This is a genomic window from Streptomyces sp. NBC_00659 (genome assembly GCF_036226925.1).
Classification (GTDB): domain Bacteria; phylum Actinomycetota; class Actinomycetes; order Streptomycetales; family Streptomycetaceae; genus Streptomyces.
In genome coordinates this window covers 5,953,391-5,971,496 of record NZ_CP109031.1, presented here as the reverse complement: position 1 = coordinate 5,971,496, position 18,106 = coordinate 5,953,391, and the positions used below count along the sequence as shown (strand labels likewise).

The 18,106-nt window shown below is 71.6% G+C and carries 19 protein-coding genes; 12 read left to right on the top strand and 7 right to left on the bottom strand.

The annotated features are described in order from the left end of the window. Window positions 1-231: 231 nt before the first annotated feature. Complete coding sequence (locus OG410_RS26150) at window positions 232-1,452, top strand: hypothetical protein (protein ID WP_329301379.1); 1,221 nt, start codon at window positions 232-234, stop codon at window positions 1,450-1,452. 107 nt (window positions 1,453-1,559) lie between these two features. Here OG410_RS26150 and OG410_RS26145 read toward each other — a convergent pair whose 3' ends face one another. Together OG410_RS26145 and OG410_RS26140 are read right to left on the bottom strand one after the other, a co-directional pair. Beyond that, complete coding sequence (locus OG410_RS26145) at window positions 1,560-2,237, bottom strand: PH domain-containing protein (RefSeq protein ID WP_329301378.1); 678 nt, start codon at window positions 2,235-2,237, stop codon at window positions 1,560-1,562. Window positions 2,238-2,289: 52 nt separating this feature from the next. Then, on the bottom strand, window positions 2,290-2,730 hold the full coding sequence (locus OG410_RS26140; protein ID WP_329301377.1) for a helix-turn-helix domain-containing protein: 441 nt from the start codon (window positions 2,728-2,730) through the stop codon (window positions 2,290-2,292). A gap of 89 nt (window positions 2,731-2,819) precedes the next feature. On the opposite strand from OG410_RS26140, the gene OG410_RS26135 reads away from it, so the two are divergent. From OG410_RS26135 to OG410_RS26120, 4 genes are all read left to right on the top strand, one after another. Then, window positions 2,820-3,677: a class I SAM-dependent methyltransferase gene (locus tag OG410_RS26135; RefSeq protein ID WP_329301376.1), complete on the top strand. Its 858-nt coding sequence runs from the start codon at window positions 2,820-2,822 to the stop codon at window positions 3,675-3,677. A 475-nt stretch (window positions 3,678-4,152) separates the two neighbouring features. Beyond that, on the top strand, window positions 4,153-5,148 hold the full coding sequence (deoC, locus tag OG410_RS26130) for a deoxyribose-phosphate aldolase (RefSeq protein ID WP_329304252.1): 996 nt from the start codon (window positions 4,153-4,155) through the stop codon (window positions 5,146-5,148). A 6-nt stretch (window positions 5,149-5,154) separates the two neighbouring features. Beyond that, the gene (locus OG410_RS26125) at window positions 5,155-6,612 is read left to right on the top strand and encodes an aldehyde dehydrogenase family protein (protein ID WP_329301375.1); all 1,458 of its coding nucleotides are present in this window, start codon (window positions 5,155-5,157) and stop codon (window positions 6,610-6,612) included. After that, complete coding sequence (locus tag OG410_RS26120) at window positions 6,613-7,542, top strand: aldehyde dehydrogenase family protein (protein WP_329301374.1); 930 nt, start codon at window positions 6,613-6,615, stop codon at window positions 7,540-7,542. It begins immediately after the preceding gene. A 154-nt stretch (window positions 7,543-7,696) separates the two neighbouring features. Here the strand turns inward: OG410_RS26120 and OG410_RS26115 are convergent, their stop codons facing one another. Next, window positions 7,697-8,104: a hypothetical protein gene (locus OG410_RS26115; RefSeq protein WP_329301373.1), complete on the bottom strand. Its 408-nt coding sequence runs from the start codon at window positions 8,102-8,104 to the stop codon at window positions 7,697-7,699. Window positions 8,105-8,354: 250 nt separating this feature from the next. On the opposite strand from OG410_RS26115, the gene OG410_RS26110 reads away from it, so the two are divergent. Then, the gene (locus OG410_RS26110; protein WP_329301372.1) at window positions 8,355-8,993 is read left to right on the top strand and encodes a uridine kinase family protein; all 639 of its coding nucleotides are present in this window, start codon (window positions 8,355-8,357) and stop codon (window positions 8,991-8,993) included. 246 nt (window positions 8,994-9,239) lie between these two features. On the opposite strand, the gene OG410_RS26105 is transcribed toward OG410_RS26110, so the two are convergent. Further along, entirely contained in the window at window positions 9,240-10,034 is a 795-nt protein-coding gene (locus OG410_RS26105; protein WP_328448912.1) for a SigE family RNA polymerase sigma factor, read from the bottom strand. Window positions 10,035-10,330: 296 nt separating this feature from the next. Here OG410_RS26105 and afsQ1 point away from each other — a divergent pair, with 296 nt between their 5' ends. The 5 genes from afsQ1 to OG410_RS26080 all read left to right on the top strand — a co-directional run bounded on the left by afsQ1 (window position 10,331) and on the right by OG410_RS26080 (window position 14,354). Next, the gene (gene afsQ1 / locus OG410_RS26100; RefSeq protein WP_037625670.1) at window positions 10,331-11,008 is read left to right on the top strand and encodes a two-component system response regulator AfsQ1; all 678 of its coding nucleotides are present in this window, start codon (window positions 10,331-10,333) and stop codon (window positions 11,006-11,008) included. Then, window positions 11,005-12,594: a HAMP domain-containing sensor histidine kinase gene (locus OG410_RS26095; RefSeq protein WP_329301371.1), complete on the top strand. Its 1,590-nt coding sequence runs from the start codon at window positions 11,005-11,007 to the stop codon at window positions 12,592-12,594. The genes afsQ1 and OG410_RS26095 overlap by 4 nt, the downstream gene beginning before the upstream one ends. A 248-nt stretch (window positions 12,595-12,842) precedes the next feature. Next, on the top strand, window positions 12,843-13,421 hold the full coding sequence (locus OG410_RS26090; RefSeq protein WP_329304251.1) for a hypothetical protein: 579 nt from the start codon (window positions 12,843-12,845) through the stop codon (window positions 13,419-13,421). A gap of 63 nt (window positions 13,422-13,484) precedes the next feature. Next, window positions 13,485-14,066, top strand: a complete 582-nt coding sequence (locus OG410_RS26085; protein ID WP_329304250.1) for a VanZ family protein — start codon at window positions 13,485-13,487, stop codon at window positions 14,064-14,066. Between the two features lie 84 nt (window positions 14,067-14,150). Beyond that, on the top strand, window positions 14,151-14,354 hold the full coding sequence (locus tag OG410_RS26080; protein WP_328448921.1) for a PspC domain-containing protein: 204 nt from the start codon (window positions 14,151-14,153) through the stop codon (window positions 14,352-14,354). Window positions 14,355-14,545: 191 nt separating this feature from the next. On the opposite strand, the gene OG410_RS26075 is transcribed toward OG410_RS26080, so the two are convergent. Both OG410_RS26075 and OG410_RS26070 read right to left on the bottom strand, forming a co-directional pair. Then, window positions 14,546-14,902: an ATP-binding protein gene (locus tag OG410_RS26075; protein WP_329301370.1), complete on the bottom strand. Its 357-nt coding sequence runs from the start codon at window positions 14,900-14,902 to the stop codon at window positions 14,546-14,548. 143 nt (window positions 14,903-15,045) lie between these two features. Next, window positions 15,046-16,200, bottom strand: a complete 1,155-nt coding sequence (locus OG410_RS26070) for an adenosine deaminase (RefSeq protein ID WP_329301369.1) — start codon at window positions 16,198-16,200, stop codon at window positions 15,046-15,048. Window positions 16,201-16,313: 113 nt separating this feature from the next. Between OG410_RS26070 and OG410_RS26065 the strand changes: the two genes are divergently transcribed. Then, window positions 16,314-17,075 (top strand): alpha/beta hydrolase, encoded by a 762-nt coding sequence (locus OG410_RS26065; RefSeq protein ID WP_329301368.1) that lies wholly within the window; start codon window positions 16,314-16,316, stop codon window positions 17,073-17,075. A 63-nt stretch (window positions 17,076-17,138) separates the two neighbouring features. On the opposite strand, the gene OG410_RS26060 is transcribed toward OG410_RS26065, so the two are convergent. Continuing rightward, window positions 17,139-18,101, bottom strand: a complete 963-nt coding sequence (locus OG410_RS26060) for a LysR family transcriptional regulator (RefSeq protein WP_329301367.1) — start codon at window positions 18,099-18,101, stop codon at window positions 17,139-17,141. Between the last annotated feature and the right edge of the window lie 5 nt (window positions 18,102-18,106).

Genomic DNA, 18,106 nt, shown 5'->3' with positions numbered 1-18,106 from the left:
CGCCCGGCGGGAGGCGGCCCGTCCGCCGCCTCCCGCCCAGGGTCTGCCGTTCGGATCAGGTGCCCGGCGTCCCGCCGCATGATCCAGACGGCAGGTCCGAAGCCCCGACACGCACATCCGCCCTCCTTACGGGTGATTTCCGCACGGCAGTTGACGCAGCGCTCCCGTGCGCCGCCGGACGACCGAGGAACGGTTACCGACAGCGCACCATCGAGTCCCAGGAGCTGCCGCGTGCCCTCGACCGATTCCCGGCCGACGTCCGCCCCGCCCCAGAGCGCCCCGGGCGGGAGCGCCCCCGGCGTTCCGGCCGCCCGGCGCGCGCCCGGCGCGGCCGGTCTCCTCACCGCGGTCCGCGCCTCTCTGCGGCACGCGGCCCCCGCCCTCCTCGCCTACGCGGCCGTCCGCCTCACCGGACTGGCCGTACTCGCGCTCTGGGCGCACCGACGGCATCACGGCGTCTGGCCGGCCCTGGCGGCCCAGTGGGACGCGGACTGGTACCTCGGCGTCGCCGACCACGGCTACGCGCGCCACCTGGGCACCGCGTTCGACACGAACAACCTGGCCTTCTTCCCGCTCTACCCGGTCCTGGTCAAGGCCGTCGCGGTCCTGACCCCCGGCTCGCGGGCCTCGACCGGGCTGGCGATCGCGGTCGTGTCCTCGTTCCTCGCCGCGTGGGGCGTCCACGCGGTGGGCAGCCACCTGCACGGCCGTCGCGTGGGCGTGCTGCTGACCGTGCTGTGGGCGGCCCTGCCGGTGGGCCTTGTCCAGTGGATGGGTTACACGGAGTCGCTGTTCACCGCGCTCGCCGCGTGGGCGCTGTACGCGGTTCTCACCGGCAGGCTGCTGTGGGCCGCCTCGCTGGCGGCGCTGGCGGGGCTGACCCGGCCCACCGGTGTCGCGGTGGCCGCCGCCGTGAGCGTCGCCGCGCTGCTGTCGCTGCGCCGGGGCTTCACCCTCCGGGCGCTCGCCGCGGCCGTCCTGGCCCCGGCCGGCTGGCTCGCGTACGTCGGCTGGGTGGGCCTCAGGCTGGGCCGCTGGGACGGCTACCTCGCCGTACAGCGGCTGTGGCACAACGAGTGGGACGGCGGCGCGGAGACCGTACGGCGGCTGCGGGAGGTCCTCGCGCAGAACTCCTCACCGGAGCTGTTCCTGGTGATGGTGACCGTGACCCTGCTGGCTGCGGTGGCGCTGTACGCGCTCTCGGCGGGGGACCGCCAGCCGCTCCCCCTCCTCGTGTTCACCGGGGTCCTGCTGCTGATCGTCCTCGGCAGCGGCGGCGTCTACTTCCCGCGGGCCCGCTTCCTTCTCCCCGGCTTCCCGCTGCTGCTCCCCGCGGCCCTGCACCTGGCCCGCGCCTCCCGCCGCTTCCGGACGCTGTGCCTCACGGCCGCGGTGCTCGGTTCGGCGTACTGCGGCGCGTACATGGTCCTGGTGTGGCCGAGCGCGCCCTAGAACCGTCGGCGCGGACCGGACGACGGGCCTCGCCCCGGACCGGGCGACGGGCCTCGGCGCGGGCCCGGACGGCAGGCCTAGGCGCGGGCCCGCGGCCGGTCAGGGCGTCAGCCCACGGCCAGCAGGATGGCCAGGACGACGAGGCCGGCGAGCGCGGGGCCCATCACCTCATACGCCCAGCGCACCCTGACCTCCCCCTGCGCGCCCTCCGTGGAGGCGCGGCTCTCGGCCAGCTCGCGCAATTCGTCCACGATCCGGTCGGTCTCGGGCCGGACCGGCGTGTCGGTGGCCGTGCCCCGGCCGAAGGCGGACGCGCGGCCCGGCGACGACGGACGGCCGACGCCTCCACGGCCGGCATCGCCCTGCGCCGACTGCCTGGCCGCCTTCTTGCGGGCGCGCAGCGACACGGGCACCGCCCACAGCTGGTACTTCGTGCCCGAGGTGTCGACCACCTCGTTCGAGTAGTGCGAGCGCAGCGAGGCGACCTTGCTCCAGGGGAGCACGATCACACGCAGCGGGTTGCGGACGCGCAGCCGGTCCTCGTTGGCGTAGACGGCGGGGCGCACGGTGAAGGCGGCGACCACGGGGACGATGAGGATCATTCCGGCGAGCGCCAGCCATGGGGTGCGGCCGTGTCCGGAGACCAGTGCGTCGAAGCCGAGCCAGCCGACGATGAGCAGAAGGAGGACGCCGCCCGCGATACCGGCGGGCGACCGGTAGATCCGGTCCCTGGCCTCGGGTCGCGAGGCGTCCGGAAGGGGTGACTGGTGGTCGGGGGTCGTCATGGTCCCGATTGTGCCCGACGTGTGCCGCGCGCTTGAGCTCGGTGGGGTCTCGCTATGGTCGCGAAGGAGCCCGCGGTGACCGTCTCGCGGACACCGTGACCACGCCGGACACGACAGCCCCGATGATCCGGCGGAAGGTCGGGCATTCCATGTGGCTGGGCGCGGGACAGGCGGCGGTGTGCCGCAGCGAGTCGCGCAGGACCTCGAGCTCGCGGATCGTCCGGTCCAGCTCGTCGGCCTTGTCGACGAGGGCCTGAGGGTCGATGCGCGGACGTCCGTCCGGCGCGAACATCCGGGCGATCTCGTCCAGCGAGAACCCGGCGGAACGCCCGAGCGCGATGAGCGCCAGCCGTTCCAGCACGGCGGGGTCGTACTGGCGGCGCAGACCGCGTCTGCCGGCCGGGGCGATGAGTCCCCGCTCCTCGTAGTACCGCAGCGTCGAAGCGGGCACTCCGGCGCGGCGTGCCACTTCGGCGATATCCAGGTCCGGCATCGTCTTGACCTCAAGTCGGCTTGAAGGAGGACGGTGTCATCTCCAGGCCGGGAGGGCAACCAGCCGTGAGAGCAACCACAGGAGGCGTGATGGAATCCGAGCGCGGGGCGGGCGACACGCTGGGCAAGGAGCAGGTGGCACGCTGGAACGGACCGGCGGGGAACGCCTGGGTCGAGGCCCAGGACATGGTGGACGCGTTGTTCGCGCCGCTGGAGAGGCTCCTCGTCGAGACGTTTCCGGCGGGGCAGGGGGGCAGGGTCCTCGATGTCGGCTGCGGTACGGGCGGCACGACGGTGGCCGTCGCGCGCCGGCTCGGTCCCCAGGGACGGTGCGTCGGCGTCGACATCTCGGAGCCGATGGTGGAAGCGGCCCGGGTCCGTGCGGAGCGGGAGGGCGCGGGGGCCTCGTTCGTCCGCGCCGACGCGCAGGACCACGTCTTCGAGCCCGCCTCCTTCGACGGCGTCGTCTCCCGCTTCGGGGTCATGTTCTTCCCGGATCCGGTGCGGGCCTTCACCAATCTGCGGCGGGCCGCGAAGGAGAACGCCGTGCTGCGGTTCATCGTCTGGCGCGACATCGCGGAGAACCCTTTCATGACGACGGCCGAGCGGGCCGCGGCACCGCTCATGCCGGACCTGCCCGCTCGGGATCCCGACGCGCCGGGGCAGTTCGCCCTGGCGGACGCGGGCAAGGTGCGCCGGCTGCTGGAGGAGAGCGGGTGGGCCGGGATCGGCGTCCGGGCCGTCGACGCTGCGTGCGTCATGCCCGAGAAGGAGCTGGCCCCGTACTTCAGCCGGTTCGGCCCGGTCGGTATCGCCCTGCGCGAGGCGGACGAGACGACCCGGGCCCGGGTCGTCGCATCGGTCCGCACCGCGTTCGACCCGTTCGTCCACGACACGGAGGTCCGCTTCACAGCGGCCTGCTGGCAGATCGACGCCCACGCGGGATAGGTCCGCGCCGTCGCTGCGCCGGCGTTTGCGGTGCGGCTCCGGTGGGGGGGTCGGGGCCGTGCCGGTACATCCGCCCGTCGCCGTTGGATCAGACGTGAGTTTTCCGGGGAGCCGCTGCTCGATCCGAACGTAAGCGACGGGCATGTGATGTACCGGCACGGCCCCTCCTGCCGGATCCCGGCTGCGGGTGGGGGGCTTGGGTGTCGGCCCTCACGGGCGTGATTTTCAGCCCTTCCGGCGTTTGAGGAGCGGGGTCTGGGGCGGAAGCCCCAGGGTGGGTCGGGTAGGGGCGGAGGGGCGAAAGAAGGCCTGTGGGCAGGGGGCGGAAGAAACGGGGGATCCAGTTCGTTGCGAGTGGGCGGAGGGTCCGTTCCCGGAAGTCAGCCCGGCGCCCCGCCCCTGCGGGCAAAAAATCCCTCGGCCGCACCCAGGGCTGTACAGCCGCTACGCGCGTAGATATGCTCGGCTGGTGACCATGCCCACCTCTGCACCCTCCCCCAAGCTCTCGACTCCGCTCGAGCAGGGTGGTGCCCCCACCCACGCACTCGGCGACGTGACCGCGTCCGGCAGCACGCTGCGCCGCTTCCTCCACGGGCTGCCCGGCGTCGACCCGGTCGGCCTGGAGGCGCGAGCCGCCTCGCTCGGCACCCGTTCGATCAAGACCACCGCGAAGGCGTACGCCATCGACCTCGCCATCTCGATGGTCGACCTGACGACGCTGGAAGGCGCGGACACCCCGGGCAAGGTCCGGGCACTCGGCGCCAAGGCGGTCCTCCCGGACCCGACCGACCGCACGGCGCCCACCACGGCGGCGGTCTGTGTCTATCCCGACATGGTGGCCGTCGCGAAGGAGGCCGTCGCCGGCTCCGGGGTGAAGGTCGCCTCGGTCGCGACCGCGTTCCCGGCCGGCCGTGCCGCGCTCCCCGTGAAGCTGGCCGACGTGCGCGACGCCGTCGCCGCGGGCGCCGACGAGATCGACATGGTCATCGACCGCGGAGCGTTCCTCGCGGGCAACTACATGAAGGTGTACGACGAGATCGTCGCCGTGAAGGAGGCCTCGGGCGCCGCCCGGCTGAAGGTCATCTTCGAGACCGGCGAGCTGTCGACGTACGACAACATCCGGCGGGCGAGCTGGCTCGGCATGCTGGCCGGGGCCGACTTCATCAAGACCTCCACCGGCAAGGTGGCCGTGAACGCGACGCCCGCGAACACACTGCTGATGCTGGAGGCCGTCCGCGACTTCCGCGCCCAGACCGGCGTGCAGGTCGGCGTGAAGCCGGCCGGCGGCATCCGCACCACCAAGGACGCCGTCAAGTTCCTGGTCGTGGTGAACGAGACGGCGGGTGAGGACTGGCTGGACAACCACTGGTTCCGCTTCGGCGCGTCCTCGCTCCTGAACGACCTGCTGATGCAGCGTCAGAAGCTGGCCACCGGCCGCTACTCCGGCCCCGACTACGTGACGGTGGACTGATCCATCATGGCTTCCGCATTCGAATACGCACCGGCGCCCGAGTCCCGCTCCGTCGTCGACATCGCCCCCTCCTACGGCCTGTTCATCGACGGTGAGTTCACCGAGGCCGCCGAGGGCAAGGTCTTCAAGACCGTCTCCCCCTCCACCGAAGAGGTCCTCTCCGAGATCGCCCAGGCGGGCGAGGCGGACGTCGACCGCGCGGTGAAGGCCGCCCGGAAGGCGTTCGTGAAGTGGTCCGCGCTGCCGGGCTCCGAGCGCGCCAAGTACTTGTTCCGCATCGCGCGGATCATCCAGGAGCGCAGCCGCGAACTGGCCGTCCTGGAGACGCTGGACAACGGCAAGCCGATCAGGGAGACCCGCGACGCGGACCTCCCCCTGGTCGCCGCGCACTTCTTCTACTACGCGGGCTGGGCGGACAAGCTCGACCACGCGGGCTTCGGCGCGAACCCGCGCCCGCTGGGTGTCGCGGGCCAGGTCATCCCGTGGAACTTCCCGCTGCTGATGCTGGCGTGGAAGATCGCGCCGGCTCTCGCTACCGGCAACACGGTCGTCCTGAAGCCCGCCGAGACCACGCCTCTGACGGCGCTGTTCTTCGCGGACATCTGCCGCCAGGCGGGCCTGCCCAGGGGTGTCGTCAACATCCTTCCCGGGTACGGCGACGCGGGCGCGGCCCTCGTCGCGCACCCGGACGTGGACAAGGTGGCCTTCACCGGCTCCACCGCCGTCGGCAAGGCGATCGCCCGGCAGATCGCGGGCTCGCACAAGAAGGTCACGCTCGAACTCGGCGGCAAGGGCGCGAACATCGTCTTCGACGACGCCCCCATCGACCAGGCCGTCGAGGGCATCGTCAGCGGCATCTTCTTCAACCAGGGCCAGGTCTGCTGCGCGGGTTCCCGGCTGCTGGTCCAGGAGTCGATCCACGACGAGCTGCTCGACTCGCTCAAGCGCCGCCTGTCGACGCTGCGCCTCGGCGACCCGCTCGACAAGAACACGGACATCGGCGCGATCAACTCCGCCGAGCAGCTCTCCCGTATCACCACGCTCGTCGACCAGGGCGAGGCAGAGGGTGCCGAGCGCTGGTCCCCGGCCTGCGAACTCCCCTCCTCCGGCTACTGGTTCGCCCCGACGCTCTTCACGAACGTCACCCAGGCGCACACCATCGCCCGCGACGAGATCTTCGGCCCGGTGCTGTCCGTCCTCACGTTCCGCACCCCGGACGAGGCGGTCGCCAAGGCCAACAACTCCCCGTACGGCCTCTCGGCGGGCATCTGGACCGAGAAGGGCTCCCGGATCCTCGCCGTGGCGAACAAGCTCCGCGCGGGTGTCGTCTGGTCCAACACGTTCAACAAGTTCGACCCGACCTCGCCGTTCGGCGGGTACAAGGAGTCGGGCTTCGGCCGCGAGGGCGGCCGTCACGGCCTCGAGGCGTACCTCGCCCCGTCTAGCCCGGAGGGCGAGCGATAAATGAGTGCAGCCGAGAAGTCCGAGCAGCAGCGCCTGAGCGTCTTCAAGACCTACAAGCTGTACGTGGGCGGCAAGTTCCCGCGTTCCGAGAGCGGCCGGGTGTACGAGGTGAGCACAGCGACATCAGCCGCCGGCGCGGCGGGCAAGGGCAAGTGGCTGGCGAACGCGCCCCAGTCGAGCCGCAAGGACGCCCGTGACGCGGTCGTCGCCGCGCGCAAGGCGTTCGGCGGCTGGTCCGGCGCGACCGCGTACAACCGCGGCCAGGTCCTGTACCGCGTCGCCGAGATGCTGGAGGGCCGCAAGGAGCAGTTCGTCCGTGAAGTGGCCGACGCGGAGGGCCTGTCGAAGGCGAAGGCGGCGGCCGTCGTCGACGCGGCGATCGACCGCTGGGTCTGGTACGCGGGCTGGACCGACAAAATCGCCCAGGTCGTGGGCGGCGGCAACCCGGTCGCGGGCCCGTTCTTCAACCTGTCCTCCCCGGAGCCGACCGGTGTCGTCACCGTGCTCGCCCCGCAGGAGTCGTCGTTCCTCGGCCTGGTGTCCGTGGTCGCCCCGGTGATCGCGACCGGCAACACGGTGATCGTGATCGCCAGCGAGAAGTCCCCGCTCCCGGCGCTGTCGCTGGGCGAGGTGCTGGCCACCTCCGACGTGCCGGGCGGTGTCGTGAACATCCTGTCCGGCCGGACCGCGGAGATCGCGGCCCCGCTGGCCGCGCACCAGGACGTCAACGCGATCGACCTGGCCGGCGCGGACGAGATCCTGGCCAAGGAGCTGGAGATCGCGGCCGCGGACAACCTGAAGCGCGTCCTTCGTCCACAGGCTGTGGATTACACGCGGACTCCCGGGACCGGGCGCCTCACGGCCTTCCTGGAGACGAAGACGGTCTGGCACCCCACGGGCTCCCTGGGCGCCTCGGGCTCGTCCTACTGAGCCACCCGCACCACCGCGCGACCACGCGCCGGGATGTCGGGGCCCCGATCCGTGTCCCCGGGGCCCCGCGCACGAAGGAGCCGCGCTTCCCCTCCGTCCAGGGGGAGCGCGGCTCCTTCATGTCCAGGGGCCGCGGACGGCCCGTGCGCGAGGTTCAGTGCAGGAGGCCGGTCGCCTGGCCGAGCACCGGAATGCCGCCGATCGACGGCGCCTGCGCCACCGGCCCGGTGAGCGCCTTGGAGGACAGCGGCTTGAAGTCCGCGAGCTGGGTGCCCACGCCGTTGTCGAGCGGGTCCACACCGGTGCCGGCCAGCGGGTTGGGCTTGAGGCTCTCGACGGGACCCGTGACATACCCCACGCTCCCGGTCAGCGCCTGGAGTCCGGCCTGCGGGTCGAGGTCGCCGAGCGAGGCGGGCCGGGTGCGTACGACGTCCACGGCGGAAGCCGTGTCGGCGAAGGCCGGGGTGGCCGTGGCCGCACCGGCAGCGACCACGCCGACCGCCGCGGCGATCCGCGCGGTCGTACGGGCCAGGGTGTTCCGCTGGGCTGCGTGTCGCGCCATCAGGTTTTCCTCTTTGACTAGCGGAGAGTGAAGAACGGAGTGCAATTGATGCGACACGCAGAGTAGTTGACGGGATGCGTCGCCGGGCGGTCCCGGCGACGGATTCGCTCCTGCGGGGCAACAGGCATATCAGCGCCACTCGTCACATCCGCGCGACATCCGTCCGCACATTCGGCAAAGCCGGGGATAATAGGCGGGAGCCCGTGCCGACGCGCGGTGCCGCCGGACCTGTCACAGAAGGTACAGACCATTGGGTTCCCCTCTCCCGATACCCGCCCGCGTGGTGCTGCTCTGCGGCCCCTCCGGCTCCGGGAAGTCCCTTCTCTCCGCCGCTTCCGGCCTCCCCGTGCTCCGCCTCGACGACTTCTACAAAGAGGCCACGGACCCGACGCTGCCCCAGGTCGAGGGCAGCGAGGACATCGACTGGGACCACCCGCGGTCGTGGGACGCGGACACCGCCGTCGCCGCGATCGAGGACCTGTGCCGTACGGGACGTACGACCATCCCCGTCTACGACATCTCCCTGAGCGCCCGTACCGGGGCCGAGGCCCTGAGCATCGACGGGGCACCGCTGTTCATCGCGGAGGGGATCTTCGCCGCCGAGATCGTCGAACGCTGCCGCGAACTCGGTGTCCTCGCCGACGCGTTGTGCCTGTCCCGGGGCGCGGTGACCACGTTCCGGCGCCGTTTCGTGCGGGATCTGAAGGAGGGCCGCAAGTCGGTGCCCTTCCTGCTGCGGCGCGGCTGGCGGCTGATGCGCTCCGAGCGGTCCATCGTGGCGCGCCAGGCCGCTCTGGGCGCCCACCCCTGCGACCGGGACGAGGCGCTCGGCCGGCTGGCGGCCGCCTCGTCCGCGCCCCAGGCGTCCGCGCCCACGGCGACCGCGTAACCCGCCCCCGCCGGTCACACTCCGGCACGCAGGCTTCCCGGAAACGAAAGAAGGTCCAAGCGGACCCCCGACCGCCTGGACCTTCTTCGTTTCCCCCGTGGTCCCCCGTGACACGGCGACTTCCCCCGTGACCCGTTTCCCCGTGACCCCGTTCGGCGTCGGCTCCCCCCCCGGAACCGACGTCCCCCGTCACCGGCTCCCCCCGGAGCCGGCCCCGTCTCTTTGTTACCGCTCCCCCTCAGACCTTCAGGCGACGAGCTCCCCGAAGGACTCCTCCTCGTCACGGCCGAAGCTGAGGACCTCGTCCTCGCGCATCCGGCGGAGCGACCGCCAGATGCTGGACTTCACCGTGCCGACACTGATGCCGAGGATCTCCGCGATCTCCGGGTCGGTGCGGCCCTCGTAGTAACGGAGGACCAGCATCGTGCGCTGGAGTTCGGGCAGCCGGGCCAGCGCCTGCCACAGGACCGCGCGCAGCTCGGTGCCGCGCATCGCGTCCGTGTCACCGGGCGTCTCCGGCAGCTCCTCGGTCGGGTACTCGTTCAGCTTGCGGCGGCGCCACGCGCTGATGTGCAGGTTCGTCATGGTGCGGCGGAGGTAGCCCCCGACCGCGGCCTTGTCACTGATCCGGTCCCAGGCCCGGTACGTCGAGAACAGCGCGCTCTGCAGCAGGTCCTCGGCCTCGAAGCGGTCACCGGTCAGGTGGTAGGCGGTTGCGTACAGGGAGGCGCGGCGCTCCTGGACGTAGGCGGTGAAAGCCGCTTCGGCCTCCACACTCCCCGCCCCGGAACGACGCTCCCCCGAGCCCTCCCCGTACGCGGCTCCCCCGTGAGCCTTCTCCCCCGTCGTGCCCACGGCGGCCGGCGCCGTGGTCTTCTCCCCCGTGAAACCGTCAACCACCGTCATGTACACGGTGTGCTGACGCCCGGCGCTACGAGCGCACCCCCGCTGGCTCACAGCACCGGACTTCTCCGCTGCCCGGTTGACGTCGTGGAGCCGCGTGACAACTGCGCTAGTGCTGGTGCTGTGCAGCGTGTTCATCTCGCGCCCCCCGTCGTGGAGTCCCGGATCTTCGGTTCGTTCCGTCGTGCGTCCTGCCTTGTGTCGAAAAGCTTGCCGGGCCCACTTCATGGCCGTGTCCCCCGACTGTCACAGACCTGTCACAGGGGCCGCCCCCGGGCGCGACACAGCGCGATCACAGAGAAGAGCGGTACGACTACGCAGATGACCACTTGGGCCCCGGGCGTCGCCCGCGAGGGCTTTCGTTGTGCCCGGGAGACGAGTGGGAGCGCTCCAACAGTCGATACACGAGCATGACATGGGCCAGAATGACGTCCGTGCCTTCCCTGTTGCTGATCGAGGACGACGACGCCATCCGTACGGCCCTGGAGCTCTCTTTGACGCGCCAGGGACACCGCGTGGCCACCGCTGCCACCGGCGAGGACGGTCTGAAGCTGCTGCGCGAGCAGCGACCGGATCTGATCGTGCTGGATGTGATGCTGCCCGGCATCGACGGATTCGAGGTGTGCCGGCGCATCCGGCGCACCGACCAACTGCCGATCATCCTGCTGACCGCGCGCAGCGACGACATCGACGTCGTGGTCGGACTGGAGTCCGGCGCCGACGACTATGTCGTCAAGCCGGTGCAGGGCCGGGTGCTCGACGCCCGGATCCGCGCCGTGCTGCGCCGCGGCGAGCGGGAGGCGAACGACTCGGCTTCGTTCGGCTCGCTGGTCATCGACCGTGCCGCCATGACGGTCACCAAGAACGGTGAGGATCTGCAACTGACACCCACCGAGCTGCGGTTGCTCCTCGAGCTGAGCCGCAGGCCCGGACAGGCCCTGTCCCGGCAGCAGTTGCTGCGTCTGGTGTGGGAGCACGACTACCTGGGCGACTCACGCCTGGTCGATGCCTGTGTGCAGCGGCTGCGCGCCAAGGTGGAGGACGTGCCGTCCTCTCCCACCCTGATCCGTACCGTGCGTGGCGTCGGCTATCGGCTGGACAATCCTCAGTGACCAAACCGCAGGACAAGCTCCGCGGCTGGGCCGCGGCGCGCAAGGCGTTGCTGTCCGGTCTGCGCTTCACCAGCCTGCGGCTGCGGCTGGTCGTGGTGTTCGGACTCGTCGCGCTCACCGCCGCGGTGTCCGCGTCGGGCATCGCGTACTGGCTCAACCGCGAGGCCGTGCTGACGCGTACCCAGGACGCGGTGCTGCGTGACTTCCAGCAGGAGATGCGCAACCACGCGAGCATGCTGCCCGTGCATCCGGCGCAGGACGAACTCCAGCGCACGGCCGGGCAGATGGCGAACAGCAGCCAGCGCTTCAGCGTGCTGCTGACCGCCGAGGCCGCCGACGGCAAGATGATCACCGGCAACTCCGAGCTGGACACGTTCACGCTGGAGGACGTACCCAAGTCCCTGCAGAAGGCGGTGCACAAGGAGCAGCCGCTGACCTCGACCAACAAGTCCGCGTACCACCTGTACTGGCAGCGGATCACCCAGCACGACAAGTCGTACCTCGTGGGCGGGGCCCGGGTGATCGACGGCTCCACGACCGGTTACATGCTCAAGTCCCTGGAGCCGGAGGCCAAGGACCTCAACTCCCTCGCCTGGTCGCTGGGGATCGCGACGGGGCTCGCGCTGATCGGCTCGGCGCTGCTCGCCCAGGCCGCCGCGACCACGGTCCTCAAGCCGGTCCACCGGCTGGGCATCGCGGCCCGCCGGCTCGGCGAGGGAAAGCTGGACACCCGGCTGCGGGTCTCCGGCACGGACGAACTCGCCGATCTGTCACGGACGTTCAACCGGACGGCGGAGTCGCTGGAGAAGCGGGTCGCGGACATGAGCGCGCGGGACGAGGCCTCCCGCCGGTTCGTCGCCGACATGTCCCACGAACTGCGGACGCCGCTCACCGCGATCACCGCCGTCACCGAGATCCTCGAGGAGGAACTGGACGCGGAGACCGGCAGCGTCGACCCGATGATCGAGCCGGCCGTACGGCTGGTCGTCAGCGAGACCCGGCGTCTGGGCGACCTCGTGGAGAACCTGATGGAGGTGACCCGGTTCGACGCGGGCACCGCCCGGCTGATCCTCGACGCCGTGGACATCGCCGACCAGATCACCGCGTGCATCGACGCGCGCGCCTGGCTGGACGCCGTCGACCTGGACGCCGAGCGCGGCATGACGGCGCGGCTCGACCCGCGCCGCCTCGACGTGATCCTGGCGAACCTGATCGGCAACGCGCTCAAGCACGGTGGTTCACCCGTCCGGGTGTCGGTGCGCATGGAGGGCGAGGGCGAGGAACTGGTCATCGAGGTGCAGGACCACGGTCCCGGCATTCCCGAGGACGTCCTGCCGCACGTCTTCGACCGGTTCTACAAGGCCAGCGCGTCCCGCCCGCGTTCCGAGGGCAGCGGCCTCGGGCTCTCCATCGCTCTGGAGAACGCGCACATCCACGGCGGCGAGATCACCGCGGCCAACGCGCCGGGGGGCGGGGCCGTCTTCACGCTGCGCCTGCCCCAGGACGCGTCGGAACTGCTCGCCGACGACCTGCGGGGCCGTGACGCCTCCGCGCACGGGAACGGCACGGAAGGCACCGCCGGATGACCACCGCACACCCCACGGCCCCGGAGGTTCCCCACCCCTCCCGGCCCACCGGCTCCCCGGAGAACGCCCGCTCGCGGGCCGGCGCCTCCCCGGAGACCACCCGCCCACAGGCCGCCGGCTCCCCACGGACCACCCGCACACAGGCCGATGGCTCCGCGGCCCTCGGGCGGCGGCGGGCGGCGGGTTCCGCGCGGCCGGCACGCCCGTTCCGGCCCCGGCGGCCGGGCGGAGCATGGCCCTGGCCGGCCGTGGCGGTGCTCGCCGTGCTGCTCACCGGGTGCGGTATCCGTCCCACACAGGTGCCGACCGACTTCGGTCCGGCGCCCTCCCGCGTGCCCTGCGCGCTCTCCGGCCCCGACATCGCCACCCAGTCCTCGCACGGGGTGCCGGTCCAGGTCTTCCTGCTCTGCTCGGAACAACTGGTCACGGTCGACCGGTCGGTACGCATCGCGGACGGTACGGCGGAGTCGGCGCGCCGGGCCCTGGTGGCCCAGGCGCTGCTGGACGAGCTCGCCGAGGCACCGTCGACGCCCGAGGAGCAGGCCGGGTACACGACGGACGTACGCGGCGGCATGACGGTCGGCGGGCCCCGCGAGGGGGACCCCGAGGACACGCTCCGGCTGAGCACCCCGCCGCAGGACCTCACGCCGACGGCCCTCGGCCAGATCGTCTGCACCTTCTCGGACTCGGCCGCGGCGCGGGACGACGGCAGTGTCGTCCTCGGCGGTCCCGCCCCCTCCGGCCTGCGCAGTTACGAGTGCACCCCCGAGATGCGCGCCGCGCCCGGCGACACGTCCCCGACGTCGACGGCTGTCCGGAGTTCGTAACGCTGCGAGGCTGAGAACCACCGCAACGGAACCGATCGTGCCGGAGCCCGCGTCTTGGGGGGCGTGCAGCGTCATGGTTCAGAGGACGGCAGCGCCGTCACCCGCGTCCGTGTGGCAGGAGGTGTCCTCCTCGTCGCACACCTGGCGCTCGTCGCCTGGATCACGCTGCGTCCACTGGACGTCCCCTGGGTCAGCGCCGCCAACCTGCGGCCCTTCGCGGGTATCAGAGCCGACCTCGCGCTGGGCCCCGAGGTGGCGGCCCGGCGTATCGCCGCGGGCCTCGGCCTGCTCGCCCCGCTGGGTGTGCTGCTCCCGATGGCGGGGGGCAGGCTCGCCGCCTCCCCCCTCGGCTCGCTCCTGCGGACGACCGCCGCCGGCGTGCTGCTCTCGCTGGGCATAGAACTGCTCCAGACCGGGGTGCCCGGCCAGGTCGTGGACATCGACTCGATCATGCTCAACACCCTCGGGGTGGCCCTCGCACATCTCGCGGTCGTGCCCGCCGTCAGGGCCCGGCTCCGTCGCAGGGCCGAGACGCGGCGCCGCGCGGCCGTCCGCCGGGAGGACCACGCTCAGGGTCGGACCCCGACGATTCCCAGGGTCGGGATCGCTCCCTGGAGCGAGGTTTCGCGCACGTCGTCCTCGTAGCGTTGAGGGCATCGGTGAAGGCACCGGTGAGAACGACGAGGTCGGCCCCGCCGGCACTCGACGACGGTTCGCGAAGGAGCCACCATGACCGCCCTTGCCCGCCCCACGAACGGCCGCATGATCGGCGGAGTCTGTGCTGCGCTGGCACGGCGCTTCGGCACCTCGGCGACGACGATGCGTGTCGTCTTCGTCGTGTCCTGCCTGCTTCCCGGCCCGCAGTTCCTGCTCTACATAGCGCTGTGGATCCTCTTCCCGTCCGAGGACAAGGTCTCCCGCAACGCCTGGTGACCCGGACGGGCACCCGGCGTCGGCCGGCGTGGGACACGGCGAACGCCGGTGGTGCACACCCGAGGAGGGTGTGCACCACCGGCGTTCGTACGGCCGGAGCGGGCGCGGCCGCGACGCGCGCGGCCCGTCCTCGTACGGCCGGAAGGCCCCGCGCTCGGACAGGCGGGGGACCTCCGTCCTTACGGAGAGCGTCAGCCCAGCGGAATCCCGTTGACCGGCACGCCGTGCGTGGGCATGCCCTGCAGCGGCAGCCCTCCGAGCAGTCCGGTCACGGGCGCGGCCTGCCGGTCGGCGAGCAGACGCGAGGCGGCGGCGGGGTTCGCGGCGGTCATACCCGTGCCGACGGCGCTCTGGCCCTGGGCGAGCGCCTGGCCCGCAGCGGGCAGCGCCGAGGCGGCGGTCTCGGCGGGCAGCGTCCTGGTGACGGCGTCCAGCGCCGAGGAGGCGTCCGGCACGGCCGGGGCGGCGTTCGCGGCACCCGCGCCGACAGCGGCAAAAGCGGCGCCGAGAGCGGCGACACCGAGAGTCTTGGCAGCAGACTGCTTCATCGTGAATGCGTCCTTGGGGTGGGTGAGACGGGTATGTGAGCGGTCCAGAACCGTAAACACGTAATCCCACCCTCCGCAAACAACGAAAAGCGGCCGAGTCGTGGAGGAGAAGTGAAGACCCGGCCGCTTCGCATTCGGCCCGATCAGACTTGTTCTCCCGCAGAACCGCTGGTGGAAGCAGTCTGCTGGAACAGCCATTCGGACTTCAATTCTGCATATCCAGGCTTGATCACGTCATTGATCATGGCGAGGCGTTCATCGAAAGGAATGAACGCCGACTTCATAGCATTGACAGAAAACCATTGCATGTCGTCGAGCGAGTAACCGAACGCCTCGACAAGGTGCTCGAATTCCCGGCTCATACTCGTACCCGACATGAGGCGATTGTCGGTATTGACCGTGGCGCGGAAATGCAGGCGCCGCAGCAGCCCGATGGGGTGGGCCGCGTACGAGTCCGCGGCGCCGGTCTGGAGGTTGGAACTGGGGCACAGCTCCAGCGGGATGCGCTTGTCGCGTACGTACGACGCGAGCCGGCCGAGTTCCACCGAGCCGTCCTCGCGCACCTGGATGTCGTCGATGATGCGGACGCCGTGCCCGAGCCGGTCGGCGCCGCACCACTGGAGGGCCTGCCAGATGGACGGCAGACCGAACGCCTCGCCGGCGTGGATCGTGAAGTGGTTGTTCTCCCGCTTGAGGTACTCGAAGGCGTCGAGGTGCCGGGTGGGCGGGAAGCCGGCCTCGGCCCCCGCGATGTCGAAGCCGACGACGCCCGAGTCTCGGTAGCGGTTGGCGAGTTCGGCGATCTCCAGGGCGCGGGCCGCGTGCCGCATGGCGGTCAGCAGGGCGCCGATCCGGATGCGGTGGCCGTTCTCCCGGGCCAGCCGCTCCCCTTCCCGGAAGCCCTCGTTGACCGCCTCGACGACCTCTTCGAGGCTGAGCCCGCCCTCCAGGTGCTGCTCGGGCGCGTACCGCACCTCGGCGTAGACGACCCCGTCCTCGGCGAGGTCCTCGGCGCACTCGGCGGCGACCCGCACCAGGGCCTCACGGGTCTGCATGACGGCACAGGTGTGGGCGAAGGTCTCCAGGTACCGCTCCAGCGAACCGGAGTCGGCGGCCTCGCGGAACCAGATCCCGAGTTTGCCGGGATCGGTCTCGGGGAGGCCGGAGTAGCCGGTGTCGCGGGCGAGTTCGACGATCGTGCCGGGGCGCAGGCCCCCGTCGAGGTGATCGTGCAGCAGGACCTTGGGCGCCCGGCGGATCTGCTCCGAGCTCGGGGTGTTCCGGATCTGGCTCGTCATTTTCGCACTCTAGTCCCTACGCGCGTAGATCTCCTGTTGTACGAATCCGTCGATACGTAACGGTGACCGTGCGGACGGGTGGCGTACACCCTTGCTTCTGACACTGTTCTGTCATGGCACAGCAAGCGACGCCGGTTCGCAGGGCCCGGCTGGGGAGGGCGCTCGGCCCCGAGCCGACGGCGGTCAGCGGAGTTGTTCTGCTGCTGCCGGGCGGCGAGGAGACCTCGGCCCGAAGACCCTCCCCCATGATGGCGACCGCCTCCGTACGCGCGCTCGGGCGCCGGCTGACCCGCGCCGGACGCCCGGAAGGCCTGGTCGGCCACGTGGTGCACTACCGGGTACGCGGCTGGAACGGCAGCGAGGCCCATCTCGCGTCCGACGCGTCCTGGGCCGCGGACGAGGTCGTCCGCCGTTACGGTGACGTGCCCGTATGTCTGGCGGGCATCGACATGGGCGGCCGGGCGGCGCTGCGCGCGGGCGGCCACCCGGCCGTCAACTCCGTGCTGGCGCTGGCACCCTGGCTGCCGGAGGACGATGTCGCGGCGCCACCCGAACCGGTGAAACAGCTCGCCGGGCGGCGCGTGCTGATCGTGCACGGCACCAACGACGCGCGCACCGACCCGGAGTTGTCCTTCCGGCTCGCCGCGCGCGCGAAGAAGGCCAACCGCGGCATCTGCCGCTTCGAGGTCCACTCGGACGGGCACGCGCTGCACCAGCACCGGCACGAGGTCCTCGCCCTCGCGGAGGACTTCGTGCTGGGCTCGCTGTTCGGCCACGCCTTCTCCCGCCCGGTCGAGGACGCCTTCGCCGCGCCGCCGCCCCTGGGCCTGCGGATGCCGCTCGCGGCGGGCTTCGGGCAGTCGTTGCACCGGTAGTCCGGCAACGGGTGGTCCGGCAGCGGGGCAGCGGAGTCACTCGTAGAGGAGTCGCCCGGAGGCTCAGTCGGGCAGCAGGTGGCCCCGGCGGGAGAGCAGGAACTTCTTGAAGGCGGCCACCGGCGGGGTGTCCGGGTGGCCGTCCAGCCAGGCGACGCCGATCTCGCGCACGGCGCGCGGGGCGGTGACCGTGAGTTCGACGACTCCCGGACGGGCGACGGCCGGTGGCGGCAGCAGGGCGACGCCGAGGCCGGCGGCGACCAGGCCCCGGAGCGTCTCCGCCTCCTCCCCCTCGAAGGCGATGCGCGGCCGGAACCCCGCTTCCTGGCACAGGGCGTCCGTAATGGCGCGCATCCCGTAGCCGGGCTCCAGGGTCACGAAGGTCTCGTCGGCCGCCTCGGCGAGCCGGACGCGCCTGCGCGCGGCGAGCCGATGATCGGCGGGCACGACCAGACGGAGTTTCTGCTCGTCGAGCCGGCGGCCCACCAGATCGGGGGCGTCCGGCACGGGCGAGGTCAGACACAGGTCCAGTTCGCCCGACCGCAGCCGCTCCAGCATGGCCTCCCCGTAGTTCTGCACGAGGCTGAAGCGGACGCCCGGGTGGTCGGCCCGGAACGCGCGGATCAGCCCCGGCACCGTCTCCGATCCCATCGTGTGCAGAAAGCCGAAGGCGACCTTGCCGGTGGCCGGGTCGGCGTCCGCGCGCACCTCGTCGGCGGCGCGCTCGACCTCGGCGAGGGCCCGTTCCACGGAGGCGAGGAAGGTGCGGCCGGCCGGGGTCAGCGACACGGTCCGGCCACGGCGCGCGAACAGGTCGACTCCCAGGTCCTGTTCGAGCCGGACCATGGCCCGGGACAGGGTCGACTGCGGGACCCCCATCTGCTCCGCGGCCCGGGTGACGTGCTCGGTGCGGGCGACACCGGCGAAGTACGCCAGGCGCGGGGCGAGCAGCCTCGCGAAGTGCGCGCTGTCTTCTGTGTCACTGAACGGTGACAGGTGAAGCTGTGACCTCTGCTGATGCGCCATGGGAA

Bases quoted from the DNA above. Each gene is read 5' to 3' on its own strand.
- OG410_RS26120 (WP_329301374.1), top strand. From the start codon at position 6,613: ATGAGTGCAGCCGAGAAGTCCGAGCAGCAGCGCCTGAGCGTCTTCAAG.
- OG410_RS26105 (WP_328448912.1), bottom strand. From the start codon at position 10,034: ATGAACACGCTGCACAGCACCAGCACTAGCGCAGTTGTCACGCGGCTC.
- OG410_RS26070 (WP_329301369.1), bottom strand. From the start codon at position 16,200: ATGACGAGCCAGATCCGGAACACCCCGAGCTCGGAGCAGATCCGCCGG.
- OG410_RS26060 (WP_329301367.1), bottom strand. From the start codon at position 18,101: ATGGCGCATCAGCAGAGGTCACAGCTTCACCTGTCACCGTTCAGTGAC.
- OG410_RS26140 (WP_329301377.1), bottom strand. From the start codon at position 2,730: ATGCCGGACCTGGATATCGCCGAAGTGGCACGCCGCGCCGGAGTGCCC.
- OG410_RS26065 (WP_329301368.1), top strand. From the start codon at position 16,314: ATGGCACAGCAAGCGACGCCGGTTCGCAGGGCCCGGCTGGGGAGGGCG.
- deoC (WP_329304252.1), top strand. From the start codon at position 4,153: ATGCCCACCTCTGCACCCTCCCCCAAGCTCTCGACTCCGCTCGAGCAG.
- OG410_RS26115 (WP_329301373.1), bottom strand. From the start codon at position 8,104: ATGGCGCGACACGCAGCCCAGCGGAACACCCTGGCCCGTACGACCGCG.
- OG410_RS26080 (WP_328448921.1), top strand. From the start codon at position 14,151: ATGACCGCCCTTGCCCGCCCCACGAACGGCCGCATGATCGGCGGAGTC.
- OG410_RS26075 (WP_329301370.1), bottom strand. From the start codon at position 14,902: ATGAAGCAGTCTGCTGCCAAGACTCTCGGTGTCGCCGCTCTCGGCGCC.
- OG410_RS26135 (WP_329301376.1), top strand. From the start codon at position 2,820: ATGGAATCCGAGCGCGGGGCGGGCGACACGCTGGGCAAGGAGCAGGTG.
- OG410_RS26125 (WP_329301375.1), top strand. From the start codon at position 5,155: ATGGCTTCCGCATTCGAATACGCACCGGCGCCCGAGTCCCGCTCCGTC.
- OG410_RS26145 (WP_329301378.1), bottom strand. From the start codon at position 2,237: ATGACGACCCCCGACCACCAGTCACCCCTTCCGGACGCCTCGCGACCC.